This window comes from Bacillus kwashiorkori, from assembly GCF_001375515.1.
Lineage (GTDB): Bacteria > Bacillota > Bacilli > Bacillales > Caldibacillaceae > Bacillus_BK > Bacillus_BK kwashiorkori.
In genome coordinates this window covers 194,431-216,006 of record NZ_CTDX01000015.1, presented here as the reverse complement: position 1 = coordinate 216,006, position 21,576 = coordinate 194,431, and the positions used below count along the sequence as shown (strand labels likewise).

The window sequence follows — 21,576 nt, the reverse complement described above, 5'->3', positions numbered from 1 at the left end:
CAAAACAAACCTTTTGTACTCTCTTTTCGTTTATTCCTCTATTAAAGCAGTGAATTAACTTTTTCCATTACGGCAGACTGTAATTGAGATAATAACTGCTCGCTATTTTGCAATGAAGTACCACGAACGGCAAAATAAAATTTACATTTCGGTTCTGTACCAGATGGGCGTACAGCAAACCACGACCCATCAGAAAGGAAGTATTTTAAAACATTCGATTTAGGTAAATTAATTTTTTCTGTAGCATTTGTTGCTAGTTTCATTCTGATACTAGCTTTATAATCCTCTACCGCAACAATTTCTACACCAGCCATCTCTTTCGGTGGATCGTTACGGAACTGTTCTAAAATATTGGCAATCTTTTCCGCACCATCTTTTCCTTTTAATGTAATCGATTGAAGGGATTCCCGGTAGTAACCGTATTTTTCAAAAAGTTGGAGCAAGCCATCGTATAAACTTTTTCCTTTAGATTTATAATAGGCGGCCACTTCTGCTGCAAAAACAGCGGCTTGTACCGCATCTTTGTCGCGAACAAATTCACCAATTAAATAGCCGTAGCTTTCTTCATAGCCAAACTGGAACGAATATTCCCCTGTTTGTTCATACTCTTTAATTTTTTCACCAATAAATTTAAATCCAGTTAATACGTCCATTGTTTTTAAGCCGAAGCCTTCAGCAATGGCTCTACCAATTTCAGAGGTAACGATTGTTTTTAATACTATCCCATTGTCTGGTAAAATACCTTTCGCTTGTTTTTGTTCTAGTAAATAATGTAATAATAGGGCTCCTGTTTGGTTACCTGTGAGAACAACATATTCACCTTCAGTATTTTTCACTGCCACTCCAAGGCGGTCGGAATCAGGATCTGTACCTAGCAAAATATCTGCATCTATTTCTTTTCCATAACGTATGGCTATTTCAAAAGCCGCATGTTCTTCTGGATTTGGAGATTGAACGGTTGGAAAATCCCCATCTGGCTGTTCTTGTTCTTTTACAACAGTGACATTTTGGAAACCAAATGCTTTCAAACCAGCTTGTACTGGTTTATTGGCAGTACCATGCAGTGGCGTAAAGACTATTTTTAAATCTTTACCGACTTGCTCCACTATATCCTTGTTTAATTGAATTGTTTTTAGTTGTTCCAAATAATCTGCGTCTATCTCTTCTCCAATATATGTTAAGAGACCTTGTGCAAGTAATGTATCTTCATCAGACACATGAATGGATAATTCGTCTTCTACTCGATAAACATATTCAATAAGTTCATCAGCCGCTTTGGGAGGAAGCTGACCTCCGTCTTCACCATATACTTTGTACCCATTATATTCTGGTGGATTATGGCTCGCAGTAACCATTACACCGGCAGCTGCTCCTAAATGACGAACAGCGAAGGATAATTCTGGTGTTGGTCGTAACTCTTTAAATAAATAAGCTTTTATTCCATGTTTCCCAACAGTTTTTGCAACTTCTAAAGAAAATTCAGGAGACATATGTCTTGAGTCGTAAGCGATCACAACGCCACGTTTTGCAAAGTCTTCGCCATTACTTAACAAAAATTGTGCTAATCCTTCAGATGCCTTGCGAACAGTGTAAATATTCATCCGATTAGTACCAGGGCCAATCTCTCCACGCATACCACCAGTTCCAAACTCTAAGTTTTTATAAAATAATTCTTCTAATTTTTTTTCATCATCTTTTACTTTCCATAATTCATTACGTAACTCTTCATCTAAATTAGGATAATTTAACCATCTGTCAGCATGTTCTTTCCAACTCATTACAGTAAATTCCTCCATATACAATTCTTATTATTTTCTTTTTTATTATACCAAAATCTATATTGAAAAAATATCGTTTTCACAAGACTGTAATTGCTACCTCTAACCTTTTTGTTTATCATTATGATATAGAAAAAACTTACATATATAATTGGGGAGTGATATTGTGGTACGATTCGGTATTATCGGAACGAATTGGATAACAGATAGTTTCATACAAGCAGCTTCTAAGCTAGAAGATTTTCATTTAACTGCCGTTTATTCACGGACTGCAAAACGGGCAGATGAATTTGCCAGTAAACATGGGGTAATATTAACATTTACTAATTTAGAAGAGATGGCAAAAAGTGATGCTATTGATGCAGTCTATATCGCTAGCCCGAATTCACTACATGCGGAGCAGTCTATTTTATTTTTAAGCAATAGAAAACATGTGCTGTGTGAAAAACCGTTAGCTTCCAATTTTCATGAGGCAGAAAAAATGATTGCTACTGCGCAAAAAAATAACGTACTACTAATGGAAGCGATGAAGTCCACTTTCATCCCTAGTTTCCAAAGTATAAAAGAAAACCTACCGAGAATAGGGAGAGTGCGCAAGTTTATCGCAAACTATTGCCAATATTCTTCCCGCTATGACAAATACAAACAAGGGATCATATTAAATGCTTTCAAACCAGAGTTTTCCAACGGAGCTTTAATGGATCTTGGAGTATATTGTATTTATCCAGTAGTCGTTTTATTTGGTAAGCCAAATTCGTTACAAGCAAATGTTTATATGTTACAATCTGGCGTTGATGGAGCTGGCAGTATTTTATTCTCCTATGCTGATATGGATGCTACTATCATCTACTCCAAAATTACTAATTCTGTACTTCCATCAGAAATTCAAGGAGAAAACGGGAGTATTGTTATAGATAAGATTTCTGAACCATCTAAGGTTGAAATTCATTATAACGACGGAACGATTGAAAATATTAGCCAGAAGCAATTCACAGAAACAATGTATTATGAAGCGAAGGCATTTATTCAATTAATTAATGAAGGCAAAACGGAGTCTGACATTAATACGTTTGAACATTCATTAGTAACTGCAAAACTAATGGAAGAGGCCCGCAAACAAATTAGTCTTACATACATAGCTGATAATAATTAACAATATAGCGCTAATAATAAATAGGCAAAATTATTCCATTGATAAAAGCTAGGTCAAATTTACAACCTAGCTTTTAATTTTTTTATTTAGCTGCTAGAAATTTTTCCTTCACTTTTGCTAGCGTTAGTTCTCCTGTACTATTTACAATATAATCCGCTTTTGCCATCGCTTCTTTCGTCCCAACACCAACAGCAAACATTCCTGCACGCTTAATTGCTTCTACCCCTGCTTCAGCATCTTCTACACCAACGCAGTTTTCATAGGCGACATTTAATTGATCTGCCGCTTTCAAAAAAACTTCCGGATCTGGTTTACTATTTTTTACTGTGGCTGCATCGACAATAGTGTCGAAATAATTGCCAACTTGCAAGCTTTCAATAACAGAAAAGGCATTTTTACTCGCAGAAGCAAGACCAATTTTAATATTTGCTGCTTTAATTTCTTGTAAAAATGCTTCTATTCCTGGAAGTAAATCATTTGGAGTAATTCGTTTAATTAAAGTTTTATAATGTTCATTTTTTTGTGTCGCCAGCTTTTCCTTTTCTTCATATGTAAACTCGTTTTCTTTTCCGCCTTTTATTAAAATTTTCTCTAATGATTCCATTCTGCTTATCCCTTTTAATTGCTCATTAAATTCGCGGTCAAAAGAGATACCAAGTTCTTCGGCTAAAGCTTTCCACGCTAAATAATGGTATTCCGCTGTATCTGTAATTACACCGTCTAAATCAAAAATTACTGCATGCAACTCTTTCATGTAAGTACATCCTTTCAATTGTAGTATCATTCACATTTTACCGATTATTAATCGATAAGTCTAATTAAAGTTGAACAAGCTAGTCAACTTAACCAAATTAATAATAGGTACATTCAAAAATTGTTTACAATGATAACATTAGTATCTTATGTAACATTTATTTTCCTTATTAAATATGATATAAATAATACAGTGCCCAGTTTCCAGTCATTTCGTGGAATATTTTCGCCGAAACGATAATATGATTCGTAATGGCTGTTACTGAGCAAAATTATGAAGCGTACTAAAAATAAAAATAATAAAACCGATAAATATATTTTTATAAAGGAATGACTTGCTTAATGAATAAAGAGGTCTATGAACAATTATTACAAATAATTCAAGAAGATAACATCGCAATTGATGAATGGTTAAAAAACCATACTTATACTAGATTAGGTGGGAAAGCCGACTTCTTTATTACGCCTACTACCTATGAAGAAGTCCAAAATTTAGTGAAATTTTGTAACGAAAAAGCTGTTCCGTTAACATTAATTGGCAATGGATCCAACTTAATCGTACGCGATGGCGGAATTCGTGGTATCGTATTATCCTTAAAAAAACTAACCACCATTCATGTGGAAGGAACAAGTGTAATCGCGCAAAGTGGAGCAGCCATAATTGATACTTCAAAGGTCGCCTTAGAAGCCAAACTCACTGGCTTAGAGTTTGCCTGTGGTATTCCAGGGACGGTTGGCGGTGCTTTGTTCATGAATGCAGGAGCTTACGGTGGAGAAATTAAAGATGTTCTTGAATATGCTTTAGTCGTAACAAAAAATGGTGAAATTACTAAAAAAATGGCAGCAGATTTACAATTAGCTTATCGTTATAGCAATATTAGTGAAAATGGTGATATCGTATTAGAAGCAGTTTTTCAACTAAAAAAGGGAAATTATAATGAAATTAAAGCAATAATGGACGATTTAACGTACCGTCGAGAATCGAAACAGCCTCTAGAATATCCATCTTGTGGCAGCGTATTTAAACGACCACCAGGTTACTTTGCTGGTAAGTTAATCCAAGATAGTCATTTGCAAGGGGTACGCATCGGCGGAGCAGAAGTTTCAAAAAAACATGCAGGATTTATTGTTAATGTCGATAATGCAACTGCAACTGAATATATTTCTCTAATTGAACATGTTCAAAAAACGGTGAAAGAAAAGTTTAATGTGGAGCTGGAACGAGAAGTACGCATTATAGGAGAAGATGAGAACAACTAATTTATAGATCCAAAATAAAAGGCTGACCAGAACATAAATCTGGATCAGCCTTTCTTATATCACATAGCTTTCTCTAGCTTTCCAATAACGTTTTTCGTAGCAAAGCTAATAGTGACAAAAGTTACTAATGATAATAGTACTGGAAAGACAACAGTGTGCATCCCTAACGCATTAGGCGCATACGTATGGATTAAAATATAAGATAAAATACCGACAAACATGGAAGTAAGTGCCCCATATTTATTCCCAGTTTTCCAATATAGTCCAAAAACAACCGGCCAGATAAACACTGCTTCTAGCCCCCCGAAAGCAAATAAATTAAGCCAAATTAGAAAGTCTGGCGGACTCAATGCCATCAAAAATACACCAATTCCGATAACTGTTGTTACAGCAAAACTAATCGTTTTTATTCTATTATTGCTAGCATTCGGATCAATATAACTTACATAAATATCTTTTACAACCGCAGAACTGACAAGTAGTAGAAAAGAGTCAACCGTAGACATAATTGCCGCCATCGGTGCTGCGAGTACGAGACCAGCTAAAAATGCTGGTAAAACTTTCATTGCAATTTGCGGCATAACAGTATCACCGACTTCAATTCCTGGAATAATCGGTCTTGCAAATACTCCAATTAAATGCATACCAAGCATAATCACACCAACAAAAACAGTGCTAATAATAATTGCTCGATGCATAGATTTCGCATTTTTATACGACATTGCTCGAATGGTGACTTGTGGTAAACCAATAACCCCAACACCTACTAATATCCAAAAGGTTGAAACGTAAAGTGGAGTTAAACTGCGATCCGCTCCATAAGGCGTAACGAGATTAGGATTCTCTGCAACTAAGTCTTGCATAATATTTGAAACGCCGCCGCCTGCAATAATAGTCGCTATTAATAATATTAATGTTCCAAAAAACATAATGGTCCCTTGAATCGCATCAGTTACTGCAACCGCTCGAAACCCACCAATAATTACATAAACTAATATCGAAATAGAAAAAATAAATAATGCCGTTGTGTAGGAAACTCCTGCTATCGATTCAATTAGTCTACCTGCACCAACCCATTGTGCTGCCATAGCAGAGAATAAAAAGATAATAATACTAATTGCAGATATAATTCCTACAGCATCACTTTTGTACCGTGCTTTCAAAAAGTCTATAAGGGTAACAGCTTGATATTTTCTTGCCATGATTGCGAACTTTTTCCCTAACACCATTAATGCGAAATACCCTGCAGGTAGTTGCGCCATCGAAAGCAATACCCAGCCTAAGCCAGTGGAATATGCTACCCCAGGTCCACCAATGAAACTGCTAGCACTACCATATGTAGCCATCATCGTCATTGCTAATATAAATCCACCTAATTGCCGACTACCTAAAAAATACTCCTGCAAAAATGAATCAGATTTCTTTACATATCTACTCGCCCAAAAACCGATCGCAAACATTGCCACAAAAACTAAAATTAACGGTAATAATATTTCCCAGTTCATTTGAACTCCTCTCTCTTTAAACAAATTTGGAATAGGACATCTATTTAACTAGAAAATTATGACTGCTCTTCCTCTGACACCTCTTCAAATGGTACTTCTTTAAAAAACTTCTTTATAGCAAAAATAACGAGAATGGACATGACTCCAAGACCACCTATACAACTATAAAAAAACCAATCCGGAAAACCAAGAATATATCGATATTGTTCAGGTGACCTTGAACCAAGTCCATATGCAAATCCATACCACCATAAGAAGTTAAAAATTGCTAAACCGACACCAATTAATGCTTCCTTCTTGGCAATTTTAAAACGGGGATCTTTTGAAAACATTGGATCTTCTTTCATTGTTTACACTCTCCTCCCAAGTCATTGTATTATTAACATGATGTCTGAATTTATTATGTATTACTATCTTTCTAATAAATATCTAGCTTTCGCAATCATCATATCAATATTCACTCTGTTTGAAAAGTGTTGTTTCACCTTTTTATAAAAAACCTGTCGACATTTTATATAACGGAGAGACAACTACAAATTTTGCACTATTCTACCTTACTAACCCCACACATATATTGCTGTGCTATTCCAACCATTTACATGTATTATTACAGTAGGAATGTTTCTTTCATTTACTACCAAAAAGAGTTGTATATAAACAAAACTCCTAAATATCTTTTAGGAGTTTTGTTATAGATTTTAGAAAATAATTTTCGTGTCTGTTTATAAAAAGAGTGGCTTAATTACCATCTTCTCGTTCTTTACATTGGCACCTTTTATTTTCGTGTCTTTTTGGGATGAACTGATTTTTTTCTAATAAGTGATAGTTTTTTTCCATTTTTTGTTGAATCTTCTTTGCCTTTTCAGCTGAAATTAGGCCAACTTCCTCATATTTTTTTATTAATTGAAGTTTGGAATCCAATAAATTCTTATGTAATTGTTGTAATTCCTCCCTTTGGCTGTCCGTTAAATTAGGCAAATTTTGCTCACCGTCGTTTTTACCAATGATTACGTGATCACCGAGCTGTTCTTCTCTTTCAAGTGTTTTCCATTCAACATTCTCGTTCTTACTATCGGTAGGTTGAATAGGATTTGTCTTTGCATATGAAAAAGAATGAAACATCGGATGATTCATCATAAGAAAAAATAGGGCAACAGTTAATAACATGAACACTGTTTGTTTCACTTGCATACTTATCACCTTTCTCGTTCTTTTTCATGTTATTTTTTGCCTAATTTTTAAAAATATACATATTTAAGCTTCTTTCGTTATTTTTTTAATGGAAAGGTAATATTTACACATGTCCCTTTTCCAAAAACACTATTAATATGAACACCTCCATTCAAGGTTTTTATAATCCGAAAGACAACCATCATACCGAGACCCGTTCCTTTACCTTCCTTTAAAGAATAAAAAGGTTCACCTAGTCGATTTAATTGTTCTGGCAACATACCAATTCCATTATCTTTTATAATGATAGTTATTTCATCATCATTAGATTCGGTAGATATACTTAAAACGCCACCTTTACTCATTGCCTCAATGCCATTTTTACATATATTTATTATCACTTGCCGAAACTTACTTGAATCTCCTTTAATAATTCCTTGCTGGATATTGTCTGTTCTAATAATTATTCCCGCTTGATTTGCTAGTGGACTAATAATTTCAATACATTTTTTTAATTCCGTTTGGACATTTAATGGGACGGTCTTTATTGTTTCTGGTTTGGCAAATGTTAAATAATCTTCAATAATCGCTACCGCTCGGGACGATTCCTCTAAAGCTATCACTGCATATTTTTTTGTTATATGTTCTTTCGTATTTTCTGCAATTAATTGTAAAAACCCGTTAACAGTCGTTAATGGATTTTTTACTTCGTGACTAATACTAGCGGCTAGCTGACCAACGAGTTCCATTTTTTCATAACGAATAAGTTCTTCTTGAAACGTTTGGTATTTCGTTAACAGTTCTAATAAATAAACGACAAAAAAAGTAGAAAAGGTTAATATGAGACTATATATCAAATAGGTCCGAACATGAAAAAAATCAAAGAGAATTGAAGGTATCAAAAAACCAGGAATGGTATATAAAAACGAAATTCCCGAGATAGTAATGAATTTATGCCATTTTCTTAAATGATTTATTTTTTGGTGAAAGACGAAGATGATTAATGCCATTATAAGAGTGGAGATAATAGAAATATATATCCCTGTTCCACCTAGTGGTATACGCAGTAATATGATAATAGCAGTTAAGCTTAACGTCACCCACCTGCCGCCATAAATACTGCCAATTAAAAAAGGTATAAATCTTAAATCGTAATAAAAGCCTTGCGCCACTTTTACGGAGAAAAATAAACAAAAGAGGATTTGTACACTAGAAAAAAGTAATACATCCACACTGCGAAAATGGTTTTTTACCGATTTATTTTTGCTAAAGAAAACGATATGAGCTAATAGCATAATTACAAGGATAAATAGTAGGTTTAATAGGAAACCTTTAACAATCTCCATATCCATTCCCTTTCCAAACAAAGTTTGTATATAGTATTTCGACAAACCTGTAAATTTCCCTTCACAAAATACAAAATTTTAAAATATGATCGTCTACTCTTTAAAAAAATCCCTAGCGTGAGAAATATTGCTAGGGATCGTCACATTTATTCAGTTATCATCAATCAATTGGTATTTATCCTCTGCTACATTTGCAAGGAGATGGGTGTAGTCACCTACACTATATAAATGAAGCTCATGCATTGCTCTCGTACAAGCTGTATAAAATAATTTTCGTTCATCTTCGTCTTTATACACATCATTAGCACAATTGTAAATAATGACACCATCAAACTCAATCCCTTTTGATAAGTAACTTGGTAATATGGAAATACCTTTTTCATATGTATAAGTTTCTTTGCGGATTAATTGAACAGGTATATTATTTTTCAATTCATTATATACTTCTAACGATTCTGCCCCAGTCTTGCAAATAATTGCTATCGTTTCATGGCCACGTTGTTGCATGGAGTGAACTTCGGAAATAATATGTTTATTAAGACTATCTTTTTGACGGATAATCGATAACGTTGGTTTGTTGCCATTCCGATTAAACGGTTCAATCGAATGTCCATCAGTTAAAATTTGCTCCGTGAACTCTACAATTTGTCTCGTCGAACGATAGCTCTTCGTTAAAACAATTTGTTCCAACTCATCTTTAGGAAAAAGTTCACTTGTTTTCGCTAGGCCATTTTGATTGCGAACGGAATGAGTAAAAATCGACTGGTTCACATCGCCTAAAATAGTCATTTTACTAAACGGAAAGATTTCTTGTAAAAAAGCAAATTGAAAAGGTGAATAGTCCTGGGCTTCATCAATAAATAACTGTCTAATGGATGTATAAGTATGTTTTCCTTCCAGTTTATCCTTTAAGTAAAGAAACGGCGTAGCATCCTCATAATATAATTGATTTTTCTTTAAACGACGGACGGTTGCAAGTGTGACTTTTTCCCAATTCTCCGGTATCGTAAAACTTGTTCCACTTTGTTCCATTACCCAAAGGAAAAATTGCTGATAAATTTGATTTAAGTTTAAGAAGCTTAATTGTTCGACTTTTCTTTTCAACGGTTTAATTCTTCTTCCAACAATCCATTGAGCCAGCAGCTTTTCTTCCCGCTCCATATCATTAAATGTATCCTCTGTAAATCGTTGCTCTCTTTGCAATACTTTATATGCTTTTAAATAATCCTCCCGTTCTAATAAATCCCGTTCATGTTCTACCCATTCCCGATCTAACTCAGCCTTTTCTTTTTCATCGAGACGAGCAAGTAGCCAATCCTTCGTTATGTCTAAACGGTTCGGAATCGATATTGTCTTCGCGAGGGAATAAAAATACTCGCTAATTTCCTCACTAGAAATAAATACTTCTTTTCGAAATAAAATGTTTTTAAATATTAATCCACCTTCACTTAAATCCTTTACATATAAATCGAGGAGATGTTTATAATCCAAGCTTGTTTTAAAACTAATACTCGCCATCCGAATAAAGTATTTATCGTCTTTATCAGTACTTAGCATATACTCCATTTGTGAAAATGGATTTTCTAATAAAAATGTATCCCCTAATCGGTGTTGTAAGTACTCAAAAAAAGTACTTTGTTGCATATTATCTTCACCAAGTTCTGGAAGAACATTTCCTACATAACTATTAAACATCGGATTAGGAGAAAACAATAAAATATTATCCGCAGTTAGTCTTTCTCGATATCGATACAAAAGATAGGCAACTCGTTGTAAAGCTGCTGACGTTTTCCCACTTCCAGCAGCACCTTGAACAATTAAATATTTCTTTCGGTCATGACGAATGATTTCATTCTGTTCCTTTTGAATGGTTGCAACAATATTTTTCATATTCGTATCCGCTTGATCGCTTAATACTTGTTGTAATATCTCATCGCCGATCGTAATACCAGTATCGAACATTCCTTTAATCTTTCCATCACGAATAATATATTGTCTCTTTAACGTAATTTCGCCTTTTATCGGTCCATCCATTGTTTCGTACTTAGCAGGACCAGGTACATAATCGTAATACATGCTAGAAATCGGTGCCCGCCAGTCATATACTAAAAACTCTTCATTATTTTCATCCATTAACGAAAATAATCCAATATAGACCACTTCCGCTTCGTTCTCCCCACTTTCCAAAAAGTCCATTCTGCCGAAATAAGGGGAAGACTTTAATCGCTGTAAGTTTTTTAATTGCTTATGAAAATGTCGGTGGCTCCTTTCCCGCTCCGATAACAATTCTGCTTGTTGGCGCAAACTAGTATGGGTTTCAATGACATCGTCTGGCTCATCGAGATTAACCGTAACATCATCCCAAAAAGTTTGTCTTAACGATACGATTTGTTCCTTTAAAGATCCTGACTTTTGTTTTATTACCGATATTTTTCGATCAATCTCAACAATGGTCTCTTTAAGTCTCTTTTGCTCATCTATTCGTTGATGATTACTCTCTGACATGATAACACTCCTTACTAGTAAAACATGAATAGTCCATAACTTCATATGGAAGTGAGTGATGGAAATTTTTCAGAAAAATTATATTTTTCCTTCTTTATTCTATCATAAAATTAGTTTATGTTACAATTGTCCGTTTCATAAGGGAAAAAAATCATTCATTTAATTAAAAAAGAAGCGAAAAATTTATCGCTCCCTTTTATTTCAAGTTATTCGAAAAATGCCTGTTACAACACATAACTAACAAATAATTCAACTCATTTTTTTAATAACATTTCAAACAGAAATTTCCACGCTAGTTTCTTCGCATAAAAATTAATGTTGTCCTAAAATTCCTTTTTCCATCGCTACTTTTTCACAACGGAAAAAAACGATAATCCCAATTGCAAAATAAACAAGGGAGTTTAAGCTTAATGTTATATACTCAAAAATAGAAAAATCAGTTAAAGCAACATTATTAATCATTATTTCTCTAACCATATCAACCCCTTGAACTACTGGCGCAAACACTAGGTAAGGTGCTACCGATAATGGCACGAATGTTAACCCCATAAATAAAAATTGAGAAATCTGTAAGAATGAAGCAATCTGCTTAAAAATAACTGCCATTCCTGCAATCATAAAACTGATACCAAACATACCGATGATAGTAATCATTAATATTGGAGCAATGGATAAGAAATCTAAATTCAGCCATGTACCAGCAGTTAGCATTGATATAAATAGCATTGCCGTAATAGTAATTAGTTCAATAAACGTTGTAGATATAATTCTTGCTAATAATATCCGCCATGCTCCGAGTGGTGACATATATAATTGTTCAAACGTCCCGAGCGTCACTTCATTTGTTACCGTCCAACCAATTCCGCTCATCGTAGCCATTGCCAAATACCAGAATATATAATTAACAATGACATACTGAGTACTTACCTCCGTACTACTAGGATCGCCTACGACTTGAATCCCGAAAAACATTCCTAGAAAGATTAAATAAAAGGTTAAAATCATACTAATCGTATTTGGTAAATAACGTTTTAACAAAATGGCTTCTCTAATCAAGTTCGCTTTAAGAAGAGTGAGCGACTTCATGTTTTTGTCCTCCCTTCACAATATTTAAAAATACTTGTTCAAAATTCACAATTGTTCGGTCAATTTTTTCTATCGGTGTTTGTTCTCTTGCTAATATTTCCATGATTTTATACAATTCATCGCTTTGCTGGATATTCACTTCCAGTATCGTTTGATTTTGTTCATTACTCTCAATTGAAACGACATAGTTGGTTTCTAATATTGTTCTCTGTTGTTTTGATAATGGCTTATTTAACGTAAATGCATATGCTTTACTTTCAAATAGTTGTAGTAGCTCGTCTACCCGATTATCTGCTACTATTTCTCCATGGTTAACAATCACAACACGCTCACATAATTCTTGTACAACTGGCATATCATGGGTGCTAATAATAATAGTTTTATTCTCTTCTCGGACAATGTCTTTCAATATTTTGCGAATTTCATAGCTCGTTTCAATATCCAACCCGAGTGTTGGCTCGTCAAGAAAAATCACTTCTGTGTTTGCCAATAGTGCAATCGCAATTGCGACCTTTTGCTGCATCCCTCTCGATAATGATTTAACCATTTCATTTTCCTTATCTTTTAAACGAAATTTTTCAATTAGATAATCCAATTCTTCCATAATGGATTTCTTAGCTAAACCACGATTACCTGCGAAGTATTCTAAATTTTCCCGAACAGTTAGTCGCCAATAAATATTCCGATTACCTTCCAAAACAACACTAATATGTTCCATTGCCTTGTTACGTTTTTTTAGGACATTAATTCCATTAATAAAAACATCACCAGTATTCGGGATAAGTAAGCCGCACATCATCTTGATTAATGTCGTCTTTCCCGCACCATTCGGGCCTAGCAAACCAACGATTTCACCTTTTTTCACTTGCAAACTAATTCCCTTTACGGCATCAATCATATCCTTTGAACCCCGTTTCCGGTAACTTTTCTTCACATTTTGAATATCAACTACATATTCCATCTCCATCCCCCATTTCATAAACATCTTTATCGATGTTGACTAATTCTAATTTCATTATAAATATACATATAATTCAGGCCATCATCCTTAAGTCTGATTCCCATTCCCATTTGCGATTGATTTTGTACTATACCGATAATATAACTACTGTACGGTTTTCAATAAACGAATGTTTCAAGAGATAAGAAAAAGGACTGTTAAATGTCTAACAGCCCATACCTCTTTTACCTAGCCAACCGAGAACGTGAAATCAATGTCCCCAACCCTAGTAAGATTATTAAAATACTTATCCACAAGACAGTGTAACTACGCCCACCATCTATATTAGCACTCTTTGCACTATTTGAAGTCTTAATCGGTTCATCGACAGGTATTAACGAGAAATTTACCAATTCCTTTCCAGTGCTTGAAATGATAGATAATTTTCCATTAGCGTCAATCTCTTGTTGAATTTCCTCCCCGTTTTTTACGGTATAATAAAGCTCCTTTGGTACAGTAAACTTTTTGCTATTAAATTCTAATGTAGTATTTTCATCGATTGATTTTGTTGAAAAAAATTCAAATCCATAGTCTAGTAACTGAATAGTGTCTGTATAAGGCCTATTTTGATTACGACTATTCATTGTCACCACTATTAATTGCAAATCATTATTTGTCGCAGTTGTTACGAGTGTATGTCCAGATTCATGTACGTAACCAGTCTTTCCACCTGTAATGCCTTCGTAGGGAAATTCACCTTTCAATAATCGATGGTGTGTTAATAACGTCGTATCCCAAGACTTGCCATCCCATTTATACGTCTTCATTCCAAAATAATTTCGGAAGTTCGCATTCCCCATTGCGTATTGTGTGATTTTTGCCATATCTGCTGCTGTTGTATAATGATTTTTACCAAATAAGCCGTGGGGATTTTCAAAATGGGTACTCATCACACCAATTTTAGTTTGTAAAAAATAATTTACACTTTCCGCGAATCGACTCACACTACCATCTATATGTTCAGCAATCGCGACTGCAGCATCGTTTCCCGAATTCATTAACATCCCTATTAATAGTTTTTCCAACGTAACGACTTCGTTAGGTTCTAAATAGACACGTGTCCCTTCTGTTTGGAAGGCATTTTCAGTAACGGTCACTTCATCGGATAGATTTCCATTTTCCAAAGCGTAAATGGCTGTTGCAATTTTCGTTATACTTGCTGGGTACATTTGTTTACGTCCATTTTTCTCATATAAGATTTGACCAGACTTCGCATCCATTAATACCGCAGCCTCACTATCAATATTTAAATCTAATTCCGCTGCAAACCCTTTCCCTGGGAACAATAAAGTCATGAAAACCATCAAACTAATAATTATATTTTTTCTTGAAATCATATGGACACCTTTCTTACATACAAGTAATATTAGCTCGTAACAGCACTTACATTGTTTTCCATAAAGTATCATCTAATTTTTTCTTCAATAATTATTGTCCTTATAGAACGAAACAATTATTAGGAAAAAACCTTTTCTTCATTGTACATTCTTTTCGTCTTTTACAATTTTTCATTTTAATAACAATTTCATAACGTTTATTACGTAAGTAGCTAGAAAAACTATACAAATAATCCATTTTCATCTACTATTATAAGTAAGCATATATTCTTCGGAGGTGATCACGTGAGACTTGTAATGGCAAAACAACATGGTGCGTGGGCTATGCTGCTTTTACCATTTTTCATGGGAGTCTTTCTTGGACAACCTACTATTATTCATATTCCGCTTTTTATTGCTTGGTTATTTTTATATTTAGCTACATATCCGCTATTAATGTGTTTGAAAAAAAGAAAAGTACCATTTTATTTAAAATGGTTTTCCATCTACTTTTCCCCTGCATTCATCATCCTAATTTATTTGATCATTGTTGATTATAAACTACTTTATTTTGGACTAGCAATGGTTCCTTTTTTTATGATTAATGGATATTTTTCCAAGAATAAACAAGAGCGCGCCTTACTAAATGATATCGCGGCCATCATCAGTTTTTGTATCGGTGGTTTGGCAAGTTACTACATGGGAACAGGTCAACTAGATACGGTCGCTTTCCTCCTATTTCTTGTGAACTTCCTATACTTTCTAGGTAGTACCTTTTATGTAAAGACAATGATTCGGGAAAAGAAAAATGTAAAATATAAATACGTTTCATGGGGTTATCACATTGGTTTAGTTGCTATTTTAGTCATTATCGGCTATTGGCAATTTGCCATCAGTTTTCTTCCAAGTGTATTACGTGCCATTCTTTTTTATGGTAAAAAAATCACCATTAAAACGATTGGAATTTATGAAATTGGTAACGCAATATTCTTCTTTATTGTGATGTTTATTGTATTATCTAATTAGTTGGGGGAAGTAATTTACGGTTTTCATGACACAGCAATTGTGATCGCTATTCGTGTTTCCTCCAAAGCACTGAAACAAAGACATGTAATAATTATGGTGGAAATAATGAACTTTGTCGGTACCATGACCTCTACTGGTGTGGCGAAAGCAATTACAAAAAATTTCGTCTCCCCATTTGCTTTAACTAATGGGACAACGGTGAACTATAACAATCTAACCATATTACGCACGGAACAAATGATGGACAAAAAAACGATTTTAATTTTTTTCTTAAAAAAATCATAAGGCAGATTATCTCGGTTGGAGAATGCCTTATGATTTTTGAATTTTTTTATGCTACATTCAAATACATTGCCCATTTCAATATCGGAGGAAAAATGCTTTATATTTATGTCTCTGTTTATTCATTATGAATTTCTAGAAAGAAAGATCGATATTTTATAGTTGAACTTAGTTAAAAAGTCCACGGAAAAAGTTGCCGATTGCCTCAAAAATACCTTTTAAAAAATCTAGAATTCCTTGAAAGAAACCTTTGTCTACCCCAGCTTCCTTTAATTTTTCCTTCACATCGTTTGCAATATCCTCAAGCTGGTTTTTCACTTTACTAAAATCAATATCTAAGTTGCGAAATTTATCGAATAAATTTACTAACATTTGTTTATATTCATCCGATAGTTCAATTTTCAACTTCTTCATCTGTTCTTCAACAATTTTTTCTACTTCTTCCTTCGTTGCAGGCCTTTGTTCGCCAATCGCTTGTTTTATTTCCGTAATTAATTGACTTACTTGTTCTTCACTAATCCCAGCGCTTTTTGCTAATTTTGTAGCGACATTTAATTCTTCATTAGCTACTTCTAACCGAACGGTATCTAATTCTTCGCCGCTGACTTCGTATGCTTTGAAAATTCCTGTTAATGCAGAATGGCCAGTTACTTTTACCGCTGAAGCAACTTCTACTTTTGCATCTTCAATTCCTGCTGTTAATAGAGCATTAGCATACATTTCATCCGTTACTTCCGTTATATTTTCAGGGGTAACTTGGATGACTTGAATCCCTTCCCCTTCATCTAACCGGGTAATTTTAGCAGAAGAAAACATTCTTGCAGACGGATCACCGTTAATATATTTTTTCAAGTCGTCTCCAGTAACGGTAATTTCTGTAATCTCCACTTCTTCGTTTACTTTCAATAATTGCTTCGTCTTTTCCTTTTGGTCGTGTGAAAGCGATCCACCATAAACGACAATTGGAGCGCCATATTTTTCGTTAATTGCCTTTTCCGTATCCTTTCCATCCGCCAATACAGCATGTCCATTATTTATGCTCAAAAAAATTACTACAGCCATAATTACCTTCGTTATATGCTTCCACATAATTATTTGCTCCTCCTAAAAAAACATTGTCAGATTATTTTATTGCAACTATCATAGCAAATAGAACTATTAATTGCGAGAATCTTTTTTCTCAACTATTATTAAAGGATAAATCTGTGTAGAGAGCAACAAATTATCACTTTAATGTGGGATATGTAAAAAGGATGCTTGTAAGAAGGGAACTAAGAATAGTTGAATTTGAATGGTAGCGACACTGTTTTACGAAATACCAACTAGTTACTTTCGAAGGGGGAATTTCCACCATTTTTTTGGATATATTTTTCCATTGGACAAATAACTTTAAGGATATAGAATAAAAGGTTGTATAGAATGATATTATATACGTATCTTTTCGTTTTTTCATAATAATGACAATATGGACTGAAACCTTTTTTCTGTTCATCCGTCATTATATAATAACAAGTATGATATGATTAATATTGAAAAAGGGGCTTGGATTCAAATTAGTTTTTTAATAAGTTGATCTAGGGAGAAGGAGATCATGGAAAACAAAGAGAAAGTTATTTATATTCTTTTAACAGATACTGGAACATTACTAAATCGCATAATCAAATGGTTTACTGATGCACCATATAATCATGTTTCTCTTGCCTTCGATGACAAATTGGAGGAAGTTTATAGTTTTGGCCGAAAACAACCGAGAAATCCATTAATTGCCGGGTTTGTCAAAGAAGACGTGTATACAGGAACATATCGTTATTTTCAAAATACCCGTTGTCTATTATTGAAAATAAATGTGACAGAGGACGAGTTTTATAATATTCGAGAAATAATTCGCTATTTTGATAGTAACAAAGACAGATATTCTTATAATTTAATTGGATTATTAGGTGTTTTATTTCATCATCCTGTTGGCAGAAAAAATGCATATTTTTGTTCTCAGTTTGTTGCAGAAGTTTTTCAGCGAAGTGGGCTCGATTTATGGAACTTGCCTCCAGGATTAGTAACTCCAAACGACTTTTTTATGCATCATTCCTTTGAGATTATTTATGAAGGGAAATTGTATGAGTACCCTTTATTATTAACAGAGATGCTAATTAATGTACCGAAGAGACGATTAACGAACACCCGTCCAGTTGCTGCATTAAAAAAATTACTGCCTTTATAGTTGGTTTGTTTTTAAGGGGCTATCCGATCGCAAAGTGCCAAATGCAATCGGATAGCATTTTTACTTTGTGGAGATGCGTATTGTGGGAGTAGAGGCGGATCAGGGGCATATAGAGGCGGAAATCAAAAAATAGCGACTAATAGGAGTCACGCACTAATAACCGAATTATACACAGGTAGGCTCCTATAGATGGCACTAGAATCGTTTTTGCAATAAGAAAACTTAGACACGGTCGTTCAAATCATTTTTTATTGTGTCGCCAAAAGCAAACAAAGTACTTATCAACAAGTCATCAATCAAGAACCATATTCGTATAGCTTTTAACTAAATTATAATTCTAAAAACAGCTATCCCGACAACGCCGGCAATCATTGTCCATAACGGACTTTTTGTCACAAAAGCTACTAGTGTTGCAAGTCCTGTTGCTAACCACATTTGCCAATCCACGTACCCATCATTTTTCGGTTGTAAAAAGATAGTCGGTCCTACTAAAGCTGCAAAAACCCCGATCGGTACAAAATCTAAGCCTCTTTTTAGCCTCGGGGTTAATTTTATATACCTTCCTAAAACAAGACCAGGTAATCTTGTTAAATAAGTTGCCACTGATGCAAGCAAAATTATCGTTAAATATGCGCTTGAAGTCATAGTTGTGTTCATCCTCATTATGTTATGTTGTTTTTCCAACCAAAAACTTTACTTCGAAGTAGCGGTATTCGTGTCTTCTTTCACAAAAACTCCTACTAGAAAAGCAACTATTCCGCCAGTAAATACAGCTGCAGAAAGACCTAAAATATGGTAAGTAAGGGATGATAGGAGTAAAGCTAAAATCGCGGCAAGAAAATGCCAACGATGTTTTAATTGAGCAATGAGCATACCTAAAAATGCAGCGGTAAATGCAAAATCCAACCCTACTTGTTTCGGATCACCAACCCATTCTCCTACGTAAAAACCTACAATAGATGCTAATATCCATGAAAAAAACACGACAAGCCCTGCACCTAGCAAAAATAACACATCTAATTTACCCTTTTGACCTTCCAAAGAAGAAATGCTGTAAGACTCATCGGATATTAAATGGGCTGGTATGACTAACTGGGATATAGAAACATTTTTTAAATCTTTACCGATTGAAAGACCATATAATATATGCCGAGAATTAATTAAAAACATACTTAATAAAATTGTTGAAATAGAAGCGGATTGTTGAAGAAAAGCTAATAAAGAAAACTGACCCGCACCAGAAAAAACAAAAAATGACATGAATACCGTTTCAAATAACGTTAAATGGTTCGTGTTATTTGCTAATGCACCATAAGGAAGCCCATAGGCAAACACACTAATGGATAATGGCAGGATGGAGATGGCGCCTTTAACAAAACTTATAGGCAACTGCCATGATTGTGGGAAGCGACTTGCTGAATCATTTGTTAGTCTCAATGTTAGTCCCTCTTTAAAATGAATTATAATTGATATTATGCCATTATTTTGCCCATCTAAAAAGGGGATTATCTAAAATTGTAATAACAACATTTTTAACAAAAGATTGAAATGGTCAAGTTGTACAACAATTACCTTATTTGTAATGAATTTCTTTGTATTCAAAAAACTCGAAATAGACACTTTAGCGCTTTAACGTAGTGGGGGACTGTCCCCAACAATTAAAGGTCTGCCACAATGCAGACCTTTGTTAATGGTGGTTTTCAGGATTTATTTTTTGTATGGTATTTCAAATTCAACTTTTCTGCCCTTTTGTAGATCTTTTCCATCAGAATCACGTAGTGGTCCAATCTCTAAATCAAACTTTTCAAAAATGCTAAACTCATCTTTTCTAAACAAAAATACGAATAGTTTTTCGTTACTCTCTCCAGGCTTTAACTCTCTTTGCGTATCTGGTTCTAGCTGGGAAGTCGATAATACCCGGTAGCGGTTTTCATCTACTATTAACGTTCCATTAGTAAAGAAGTAACCGATTGTATCTTGGGACTTATTATCAATCGTTAATTTAACCGTGAGTGCAACTACACCTTTATCGCCAAAGTTTCTAAAACTCGGCTTATTTGCTTCTGTTGGTTCAATATCAGTAAATTGAACACCGTCTAGTTTAATCGTCACATCACCTATTTTTTTGGATGTTCCAATATTCTTTTCTTCATAAATCATTGTTTTCTCTGCAATATTTTCTAATGATATACTATCTTGGAAAAACGCTTGGGCTTCCGCTGCTTTCTTAATCCCTTCTTCACTTAGAGGAAATTCAAATGTTCCATTTTCGCCGACTTTACCTTTGAATTGTTCATTATCAGAACCTGCTTGAATGACAAACTTCGGACTAATTTTTAGAATTTCTTCAAATTCTGCTACAGTATATTTAAAAGTAATAAACCCTGTAACTTGTTCACCATTTGCATACTGACCAGGTCTTTCCCCTTTTGCTCTTAGTTCCTCTCCCTGTTTCACAAATGAAGTAGAACCATACTTGCTATCGTACGGGTTTGTTCCTTGTATCCCCATACTCATCGTGTTAAAGAAATAATCTCCGCCTGATTGATTATTGATAGAAACTTTTGCCGTAACAATGTATCCCTCTCGATCACCATCGAACGAGATCGTACTTCTTTCATGAATATCCGTTACTTTTACCACTTGATATGCATCAATAGTGAGTTGAAAACCACCCATATCATGTTGAATATTTGGTTGATTATTGCTAAAAATTATTTCTACATCTCCCTCTGTATCTTCGGCTATGTAAGGATTTAATTCCTCCCCATTTGCTGGAGAAGTTCCTTCGTTCTGTTTATCATCGTCTGATTGATTCTCGTCTTTATCTTTATCATCATCTTTAGCTGATTCGTCCGTTTGTTCTACTTTTTTCTCGTTTTCTTGATTATCTTTCTTTGCAGTTTCTTCTTTTTTTCCACAACCCGCTATGACAAGCATAACAGCCAGTAAGAAGGAAACTAACAGTAAACTTTTCCTTTTTGAATCCCATCTTTTCATTTATTCCATCTCCTTTGAACTTTCCGTACAATAACTCATCATAGCGGAATTAATTTATGTTGGAAATATCCAAAGGACCTATTTTATTTTTGGAAATTAAGGTATAAAGTTCCATATTTATAATAAAATATAACTATATAGTAGCTTTTTTCTAGATTATGATTAAATATAGTAGAAA

18 protein-coding genes and 1 pseudogene are annotated in these 21,576 nt (G+C 34.3%); 5 read left to right on the top strand and 14 right to left on the bottom strand.

The annotated features are described in order from the left end of the window. Positions 1-41 precede the first annotated feature (41 nt). Positions 42-1,778 carry a phospho-sugar mutase gene (locus tag BN1242_RS07895; RefSeq protein ID WP_062353921.1) on the bottom strand — a complete coding sequence of 579 codons (1,737 nt, stop codon included), beginning with the start codon at positions 1,776-1,778 and terminating at the stop codon, positions 42-44. 166 nt (positions 1,779-1,944) lie between these two features. Between BN1242_RS07895 and BN1242_RS07890 the strand changes: the two genes are divergently transcribed. Further along, the gene (locus BN1242_RS07890) at positions 1,945-2,931 is read left to right on the top strand and encodes a Gfo/Idh/MocA family protein (RefSeq protein ID WP_062353918.1); all 987 of its coding nucleotides are present in this window, start codon (positions 1,945-1,947) and stop codon (positions 2,929-2,931) included. 82 nt (positions 2,932-3,013) lie between these two features. Here the strand turns inward: BN1242_RS07890 and pgmB are convergent, their stop codons facing one another. Next, positions 3,014-3,685, bottom strand: a complete 672-nt coding sequence (gene pgmB, locus BN1242_RS07885; RefSeq protein WP_062353915.1) for a beta-phosphoglucomutase — start codon at positions 3,683-3,685, stop codon at positions 3,014-3,016. 341 nt (positions 3,686-4,026) lie between these two features. On the opposite strand from pgmB, the gene murB reads away from it, so the two are divergent. Beyond that, positions 4,027-4,944 (top strand): UDP-N-acetylmuramate dehydrogenase, encoded by a 918-nt coding sequence (murB, locus tag BN1242_RS07880; RefSeq protein ID WP_062353912.1) that lies wholly within the window; start codon positions 4,027-4,029, stop codon positions 4,942-4,944. 59 nt (positions 4,945-5,003) lie between these two features. On the opposite strand, the gene panF is transcribed toward murB, so the two are convergent. The 8 genes from panF to BN1242_RS07840 all read right to left on the bottom strand — a co-directional run bounded on the left by panF (position 5,004) and on the right by BN1242_RS07840 (position 14,893). Further along, positions 5,004-6,449 (bottom strand): sodium/pantothenate symporter, encoded by a 1,446-nt coding sequence (gene panF / locus BN1242_RS07875; RefSeq protein WP_062353908.1) that lies wholly within the window; start codon positions 6,447-6,449, stop codon positions 5,004-5,006. 56 nt (positions 6,450-6,505) lie between these two features. Beyond that, a complete protein-coding gene (locus BN1242_RS07870; protein ID WP_062353906.1) occupies positions 6,506-6,796 on the bottom strand; it encodes a YhdT family protein in 291 nt (96 codons plus the stop codon). A gap of 391 nt (positions 6,797-7,187) precedes the next feature. Then, complete coding sequence (locus BN1242_RS13395; RefSeq protein ID WP_062353904.1) at positions 7,188-7,640, bottom strand: DUF2680 domain-containing protein; 453 nt, start codon at positions 7,638-7,640, stop codon at positions 7,188-7,190. A gap of 77 nt (positions 7,641-7,717) precedes the next feature. Then, positions 7,718-8,965, bottom strand: coding sequence for a sensor histidine kinase (locus BN1242_RS07860; RefSeq protein WP_062353892.1), 1,248 nt, complete (start codon positions 8,963-8,965; stop codon positions 7,718-7,720). Positions 8,966-9,115: 150 nt separating this feature from the next. Continuing rightward, entirely contained in the window at positions 9,116-11,470 is a 2,355-nt protein-coding gene (helD, locus tag BN1242_RS07855; RefSeq protein WP_062353890.1) for an RNA polymerase recycling motor HelD, read from the bottom strand. Positions 11,471-11,782: 312 nt separating this feature from the next. Beyond that, positions 11,783-12,556 carry a hypothetical protein gene (locus tag BN1242_RS07850; RefSeq protein WP_062353887.1) on the bottom strand — a complete coding sequence of 258 codons (774 nt, stop codon included), beginning with the start codon at positions 12,554-12,556 and terminating at the stop codon, positions 11,783-11,785. Then, on the bottom strand, positions 12,534-13,517 hold the full coding sequence (locus BN1242_RS07845; protein WP_062353885.1) for an ABC transporter ATP-binding protein: 984 nt from the start codon (positions 13,515-13,517) through the stop codon (positions 12,534-12,536). Before BN1242_RS07845 ends, BN1242_RS07850 begins: the two co-directional genes overlap by 23 nt. A gap of 224 nt (positions 13,518-13,741) precedes the next feature. Next, the gene (locus tag BN1242_RS07840) at positions 13,742-14,893 is read right to left on the bottom strand and encodes a D-alanyl-D-alanine carboxypeptidase family protein (protein WP_062353881.1); all 1,152 of its coding nucleotides are present in this window, start codon (positions 14,891-14,893) and stop codon (positions 13,742-13,744) included. Positions 14,894-15,178: 285 nt separating this feature from the next. Here BN1242_RS07840 and BN1242_RS07835 point away from each other — a divergent pair, with 285 nt between their 5' ends. Next, the gene (locus BN1242_RS07835) at positions 15,179-15,898 is read left to right on the top strand and encodes a YwiC-like family protein (protein WP_062353878.1); all 720 of its coding nucleotides are present in this window, start codon (positions 15,179-15,181) and stop codon (positions 15,896-15,898) included. After that, positions 15,899-16,099, top strand: a pseudogene (locus tag BN1242_RS07830) (inorganic phosphate transporter); the annotation flags it as partial. Positions 16,100-16,348: 249 nt separating this feature from the next. On the opposite strand, the gene BN1242_RS07825 reads toward BN1242_RS07830, so the two are convergent. After that, positions 16,349-17,269 (bottom strand): DUF1002 domain-containing protein, encoded by a 921-nt coding sequence (locus BN1242_RS07825; protein WP_062353872.1) that lies wholly within the window; start codon positions 17,267-17,269, stop codon positions 16,349-16,351. Positions 17,270-17,771: 502 nt separating this feature from the next. Between BN1242_RS07825 and BN1242_RS07820 the strand changes: the two genes are divergently transcribed. Further along, positions 17,772-18,398, top strand: coding sequence for a hypothetical protein (locus BN1242_RS07820; RefSeq protein ID WP_062353868.1), 627 nt, complete (start codon positions 17,772-17,774; stop codon positions 18,396-18,398). 324 nt (positions 18,399-18,722) lie between these two features. Here BN1242_RS07820 and BN1242_RS07815 read toward each other — a convergent pair whose 3' ends face one another. From BN1242_RS07815 to BN1242_RS07805, 3 genes are all read right to left on the bottom strand, one after another. Continuing rightward, positions 18,723-19,043 carry an AzlD domain-containing protein gene (locus BN1242_RS07815; RefSeq protein ID WP_062353865.1) on the bottom strand — a complete coding sequence of 107 codons (321 nt, stop codon included), beginning with the start codon at positions 19,041-19,043 and terminating at the stop codon, positions 18,723-18,725. Positions 19,044-19,091: 48 nt separating this feature from the next. Continuing rightward, positions 19,092-19,835 (bottom strand): AzlC family ABC transporter permease, encoded by a 744-nt coding sequence (locus BN1242_RS07810; RefSeq protein ID WP_062353862.1) that lies wholly within the window; start codon positions 19,833-19,835, stop codon positions 19,092-19,094. Between the two features lie 270 nt (positions 19,836-20,105). Further along, positions 20,106-21,398, bottom strand: a complete 1,293-nt coding sequence (locus BN1242_RS07805) for a DUF5068 domain-containing protein (protein WP_062353859.1) — start codon at positions 21,396-21,398, stop codon at positions 20,106-20,108. Between the last annotated feature and the right edge of the window lie 178 nt (positions 21,399-21,576).

Bases quoted from the DNA above. Each gene is read 5' to 3' on its own strand.
- panF (WP_062353908.1), bottom strand. From the start codon at position 6,449: ATGAACTGGGAAATATTATTACCGTTAATTTTAGTTTTTGTGGCAATG.
- pgmB (WP_062353915.1), bottom strand. From the start codon at position 3,685: ATGAAAGAGTTGCATGCAGTAATTTTTGATTTAGACGGTGTAATTACA.
- BN1242_RS07860 (WP_062353892.1), bottom strand. From the start codon at position 8,965: ATGGAGATTGTTAAAGGTTTCCTATTAAACCTACTATTTATCCTTGTA.
- BN1242_RS07805 (WP_062353859.1), bottom strand. From the start codon at position 21,398: ATGAAAAGATGGGATTCAAAAAGGAAAAGTTTACTGTTAGTTTCCTTC.
- BN1242_RS07895 (WP_062353921.1), bottom strand. From the start codon at position 1,778: ATGAGTTGGAAAGAACATGCTGACAGATGGTTAAATTATCCTAATTTA.
- helD (WP_062353890.1), bottom strand. From the start codon at position 11,470: ATGTCAGAGAGTAATCATCAACGAATAGATGAGCAAAAGAGACTTAAA.
- BN1242_RS07845 (WP_062353885.1), bottom strand. From the start codon at position 13,517: ATGGAATATGTAGTTGATATTCAAAATGTGAAGAAAAGTTACCGGAAA.
- BN1242_RS07870 (WP_062353906.1), bottom strand. From the start codon at position 6,796: ATGAAAGAAGATCCAATGTTTTCAAAAGATCCCCGTTTTAAAATTGCC.
- BN1242_RS07840 (WP_062353881.1), bottom strand. From the start codon at position 14,893: ATGATTTCAAGAAAAAATATAATTATTAGTTTGATGGTTTTCATGACT.
- BN1242_RS13395 (WP_062353904.1), bottom strand. From the start codon at position 7,640: ATGCAAGTGAAACAAACAGTGTTCATGTTATTAACTGTTGCCCTATTT.
- murB (WP_062353912.1), top strand. From the start codon at position 4,027: ATGAATAAAGAGGTCTATGAACAATTATTACAAATAATTCAAGAAGAT.
- BN1242_RS07820 (WP_062353868.1), top strand. From the start codon at position 17,772: ATGGAAAACAAAGAGAAAGTTATTTATATTCTTTTAACAGATACTGGA.
- BN1242_RS07825 (WP_062353872.1), bottom strand. From the start codon at position 17,269: ATGTGGAAGCATATAACGAAGGTAATTATGGCTGTAGTAATTTTTTTG.
- BN1242_RS07850 (WP_062353887.1), bottom strand. From the start codon at position 12,556: ATGAAGTCGCTCACTCTTCTTAAAGCGAACTTGATTAGAGAAGCCATT.
- BN1242_RS07815 (WP_062353865.1), bottom strand. From the start codon at position 19,043: ATGACTTCAAGCGCATATTTAACGATAATTTTGCTTGCATCAGTGGCA.